General features: G+C 46.2%; 3 protein-coding genes. 1 reads left to right on the top strand and 2 read right to left on the bottom strand.

Annotated features, from left to right (window positions below):
- Nucleotides 1-857: HhoA/HhoB/HtrA family serine endopeptidase (locus F6K38_RS34275; RefSeq protein ID WP_287359559.1), on the top strand; the 857-nt coding region annotated here is incomplete at its 5' end.
- Nucleotides 858-1,129: 272 nt separating this feature from the next.
- On the opposite strand, the gene F6K38_RS34270 is transcribed toward F6K38_RS34275, so the two are convergent.
- Together F6K38_RS34270 and dnaK are read right to left on the bottom strand one after the other, a co-directional pair.
- Nucleotides 1,130-2,488 carry an ATP-binding protein gene (locus tag F6K38_RS34270; RefSeq protein ID WP_008186734.1) on the bottom strand — a complete coding sequence of 453 codons (1,359 nt, stop codon included), beginning with the start codon at nucleotides 2,486-2,488 and terminating at the stop codon, nucleotides 1,130-1,132.
- Nucleotides 2,489-3,129: 641 nt separating this feature from the next.
- Entirely contained in the window at nucleotides 3,130-5,040 is a 1,911-nt protein-coding gene (gene dnaK, locus F6K38_RS34265) for a molecular chaperone DnaK (protein ID WP_008186736.1), read from the bottom strand.
- Between the last annotated feature and the right edge of the window lie 427 nt (nucleotides 5,041-5,467).

Genomic DNA, 5,467 nt, shown 5'->3' with positions numbered 1-5,467 from the left:
AGCAAGGCACCGGCTCTGGGTTTATCCTCAGCTCCGATGGACGCTTGATTACCAATGCCCACGTTGTAGAAGGCACAGAGGAAGTTAAAGTCACCCTAAAAGACGGTCGCAGCTTTGACGGTCAAGTGGTGGGCACTGACCCAGTCACCGATGTAGCCGTAGTCAAAATTGAAGCAACGGACTTGCCCACAGTCAACTTGGGTAAAGCAGAGAATTTGACCCCAGGAGAATGGGCGATCGCTATTGGTAATCCCCTCGGTTTAGATAATACTGTAACCGTCGGTATCATCAGTGCTTTAGGGCGCTCCAGTTCCCAGGTCGGGGTTCCTGAAAAACGGGTCAGCTTTATCCAAACTGATGCCGCAATTAACCCTGGTAATTCTGGTGGACCGTTGTTGAATGCCACTGGTGAAGTAGTTGGGATTAACACCGCTATTAGAGCCAATGCCCAAGGCTTAGGGTTTGCTATCCCGGTGGAAACTGCCGAACGGATTGCCAATCAACTATTTTCCAAAGGTAAAGTTGAGCATCCTTACCTAGGCATTCAGATGGTGACCGTGACCCCAGAGTTGAGAGAAAAAATTAATCAAGACCAAGACTTTGACCTGAAAGTCACCCAAGATGATGGGGTTTTAATCGTCCGGGTGGTGCCAGGCTCCCCCGCCCAGAGAGCTGGTTTCAAATCAGGAGATATCATTAAAACCGTTGGGTCGAAACCAGTTAAAAATGCCACTGAGGTTCAGCAGGGTGTGGAAGCCTCTGAAGTTGGCTCCCAGTTAGAGGTGGAAGTGCTTCGTAACGGTAAGACCAAACTAATCGTGGTGCGACCAGGGGCTTTTCCCATGGAAAATCGATGATCATATAGGGAGTAGGGAATCGGGAATCGGGAATCGGGAATCGGGAATCGGGAATCGGGAATCGGGAATCGGGAATCGGGAGTTCGTAGGGTGGGTTAGGCGCGGTCAGGGATTTTGAGGGATTACCAATCAGTGTTGCTGCGCGCCGTAACCCACCGTGTTCAAATTTAGATCGCAAGTGTGGGCAGTAACTAGGTGGGTAGTAGCTAGCTACAGAATTAGCAAGCTGAGTTAATCGCTCTGTGTAGTGCCCATCCTACATCTACATCTCTTCACGACTCCCGACTCCCGACTCCCGACTCCCGATTCCCCATTTCCTCTGCTTGTAAAAAATTAATAAATTGTCGTGCTGTCCTACCAGAGAAACCATTGGCTCGGATTGCCCACTGTAAGGCACGAGGTCTGATTTCACTAGGTTCAAGGGGGATTTGGGCTAGGGTAGCTAGATGTTGGACAATCTTGAGGTAGGTTTTCTGGTCAGCTTTCTCAAAGGTTAGGGTTAAGCCAAAGCGATCGCTAAACGAAAGTTTCTCGTGAACCGTATCCCAACCATGAACCTCTTCATTGCTAGGACGGGGACGGTCTTCAAAGAATTCTCGAATCAAGTGTCGTCGATTAGAGGTCGCGTAAACCACAACATTGTCAGGTCGTGCTGTTAAATTCCCTTCCAACATTACCTTTAAAGCTTTGTAGGAATCATTATCCTCTTCAAAGGATAAATCATCGATAAAGATAATAAATTTTTGAGGCTGGTCTCGCAATTGCTCGGTAATCACCGGTAAATCGATCATCTCTGATTTCGGGACTTCAATAATTCGCAATCCCCGCTCACCGTATTCATTTAACAACGCCTTGACCAAAGAAGACTTACCTGAACCGCGACTACCGTAAAGTAATACATTCAGGGCTCGGTAGCCTTTCAGCAGAAACTCTGTATTCTTGAGCAATTGCGTCCGCGCCAATTCATAGCCCACCAGCTCACTGAGTCTAATCGGATCTGGATTAGCAATACCAAACAACTGACCTGATTGCCAACGAAACCCCTGATAGTCAGCAAAAAGTCCAGTGCCAAACTCTCGATAGTATGCCGCGATCGCCTCCAAGCCATCAGCCCAATTGTCTAAATTATTTAGTTTAGCTTGTAGATCAGCTTGCCATCGACTACGTTTATCACTCTGGTCAGACCCAGACCTGGATTGACTTGACTCACAATTCCAAGGCACCAGTTCAACTGGTAAAACAGATGCTCTTTTGACCCACTTACAAAGTTGTTTAGTGCTGCACTTATAGATATTTTGTAAAGCTTGTAAGTCATGACGAGCCGCCTCTACCAATGCTGGGGGTAATGTTTCTAATTCAGAACCTTGCACTTGCCTGGTAAAGGAATTATCAGCCCTAAGGATTTGCCTAAACAGATAATATTGCCAACTTTCGTTTTTGCTAGCTAACCCTTGAAACCAGTCACCATAAGCTTTTAAACAACGGATGTCATCCACATCCCTGTTCACTATAGCTTCTAATAGTTTCAAAAAAGCTAAACCTACCCCTTCACTCAATACTGATTGATAAACTAGCAAAGATGCAGCTTGGTAGCGGAGGTTTTGAATTGAATCAATCGTTTGTTTATCCACAATAGGGTTTTCAGTTGGTTAGGGAATCGGGAATCGGGAATCGGGAATCGGGAATCGGGAATTCAGAAGAGGCAATAGGCAATAGGCAAAAGTTGATTTTAGTTTGATGTTTTGATGTTTTAAAAATGTCACCGATAAACTACTTTAAGGATTTACTTTTTTTGCTAAAAATACTGATATCCTCTATTATTAATCAACTTTACTAAGTGACGACTATTGCCTCTAGCATGAATGCCTTTTGTCTAGACTTTAGGTACTAATTTATCATATAGCAATCCGTGTCGTAATTGTGATAATTTTTTCCCTACTTCCGATTCCCGATTCCCTACTCCCTACTCCCTAAAATCCAATAAACAAAAGGTTGATGAGCATTGTATCACTCATCAACCTTGATTAGACTTTGGACAGGGATCAACTAAGGGTTAGGATTCTCTGCCATTAGCTATTAGCCATCTAAGTATTCAGCTATCAGCTATTAGCTATCAGCTATCAGTTATCAGTTATCAGTTTATGAATAAAACAGGTAACCATTTTTTTGATCTGAGTTACGGGACGCTGACCGCTGACCGCTGACCGCTGACCGCTGACCGCTGACCGCACCTCAAGTAGCGTGCGCGTAGCGCATATGCTTACCCAAACCTCTACTTGCTTTCAGAAAACTCAGCGTCAATGACATCATCACCACCAGAGCTACCAGAAGCAGCAGCATCAGGGCCTGGTGTGTCAGCATCGGTAGCCTGAGCAGCCCCCTCAGCTTGTTGATAGAGGTTAGCACTAACACTGTAGAGAGCTTGTTGTAACTCAGGGGTCAGAGTCTTGATTTTCTCATCATCCTCTTGGCCAATTGCCTCTCGCAGGTCTTTGATCAACCCTTCGATCTTCTCCTTATCAGCAGCTGGCAATTTATCATCCAGTTCTTTAATCTGTTTCTCGGCCTGGTAGGTCAGAGAATCAGCTTGGTTCTTACGGTCAATCTTCTCACGACGCTCTTGGTCAGCCTCTGCATTAGCTTCAGCATCTTTCACCATCCGGTCTACTTCCTGATCGGATAGGGTGGACGCACCAGTAATGTTGATCGACTGTTCCTTACCAGTGCCCTTGTCCTTAGCGGTAACATTCAGGATACCGTTGGCATCAATGTCAAAGGTTACCTCAATCTGAGGGACGCCACGGGGTGCAGGGGGAATACCATCCAATCTGAAGGTTCCCAAGCTCTTGTTGTCAGAGGACATTTCCCGCTCACCCTGAAGAACATGGATTTCTACGTTGGTCTGACCATCCACAGCAGTAGAGAAGGTTTCTGACTTCTTGGTGGGGATAGTGGTGTTGCGGGGAATCAGTTTCGTCATCACGCCACCGAGAGTTTCCACACCCAAGGACAAGGGGGTAACATCCAACAGTAGGATATCCTTGACTTCACCAGCCAATACACCACCTTGGATAGCAGCACCTACTGCTACCACTTCATCGGGGTTAACGGTTTGGTTGGGGTCCTTGCCAAGTACCTTCTTGACCACCTCTTGCACTGCAGGGATCCGAGTGGAACCACCAACCAAGACCACCTCATCAATGGCACTCTTGTCGAGTTTGGCATCTTTGATGGCATTCTCTACCGGAATGCGGCAACGGTCGATTAAGTCAGAGCAAATATCTTCAAACTGACCCCTAGTCAAGGTCATATCCAGGTGCTTAGGCCCTTCTTGGGTAGCCGTGATGAAAGGCAAGTTAATGTCAGCTTGCATAACGCTAGACAACTCAATCTTGGCTTTCTCTGCGGCTTCAGTCAGACGTTGTAGAGCTTGCTTGTCCTTACGTAGGTCAATCCCTTCTGCGCTTTGGAACTCTTTGGCTAGGTGATCAACAATTTTCTTATCAAAGTCATCACCACCGAGGTGAGTGTCACCGGAGGTAGCCAACACTTCAAACACCCCGTCGCCTACTTCTAGAATGGAGACGTCAAAGGTACCACCACCCAAGTCAAACACTAGGATAGTTTCGTTGCTCTTCTTGTCTAAACCATAAGCCAGAGAGGCTGCGGTGGGTTCGTTGATAATCCGCAGCACTTCAACCCCAGCAATTTTACCCGCTGCCTTAGTAGCTTGACGCTGGGAGTCATTGAAGTAAGCTGGCACAGTAATTACGGCTTGGGTAACGGTTTCCCCAAGATACTTGCTAGCATCATCAACCAGCTTGCGCAGCACCTGAGCTGATATCTCTTCTGGCGCAAATTGCTTTCCTTGAGCTGGGCAATCTAGCTTGACATTATCACCAACCTTGAGAGTTTTGTAAGATACTTCGGTAGCCTCGTTGGTGACTTCACTGTATCTACGTCCAATGAAGCGTTTGACTGAATAGAAAGTGTTTTCGGGGTTCATCACCGCCTGACGCTTAGCAATTTGACCGACTAAGCGATCGCCATTTTTGGCATAAGCTACGACTGAAGGGGTTGTCCGAAAACCTTCTGCATTAGCAATAACCGTGGGTTTACCACCTTCCATTACTGCTACACAGGAGTTTGTTGTACCTAAGTCAATTCCAACAACTTTTGCCATAAGAGTGTTCCGGGTGCCTATAACTACAAATACTGGTAGGGTAGGAGAGGATTAGAGAATTATCCGTCAGATTGGTTCAAGCAATAACCGTTGCGAGTTTTTATACCATCGGTTGGATTACCATTATTTATACTGAACTTGATTTGCCAGTCTAATGAAGGGTGGTTTCCCGAACCTAAGATGGGACGGTTCTTGATTGAATAACCGATTATCTACTGATTGTCTCGGTCAGGGGGCAGCAGGAAAGAAAAAAGTTATGGGTAATCAGCGCCATTCTCGATTAGGTGTGAGAGTCGGAAGATAGGGAATATCACCGAAGTTGGGGAAGAATCCACCAAGAGTTCTGATTTCCGTCACGTTTGAATTAGGACTGCTATGGTCAAAACCCATGTATGTTTTTTTCCTGACCCCTTTTTGTTGCCTTGCC

Origin of the sequence: Moorena sp. SIO3B2, assembly GCF_010692525.1 — a bacterium.
Lineage (GTDB): Bacteria > Cyanobacteriota > Cyanobacteriia > Cyanobacteriales > Coleofasciculaceae > Moorena > Moorena producens.
The sequence above is the reverse complement of the archived record's forward strand: the minus strand, read 5'-3'. Positions and strand labels throughout refer to the sequence as shown.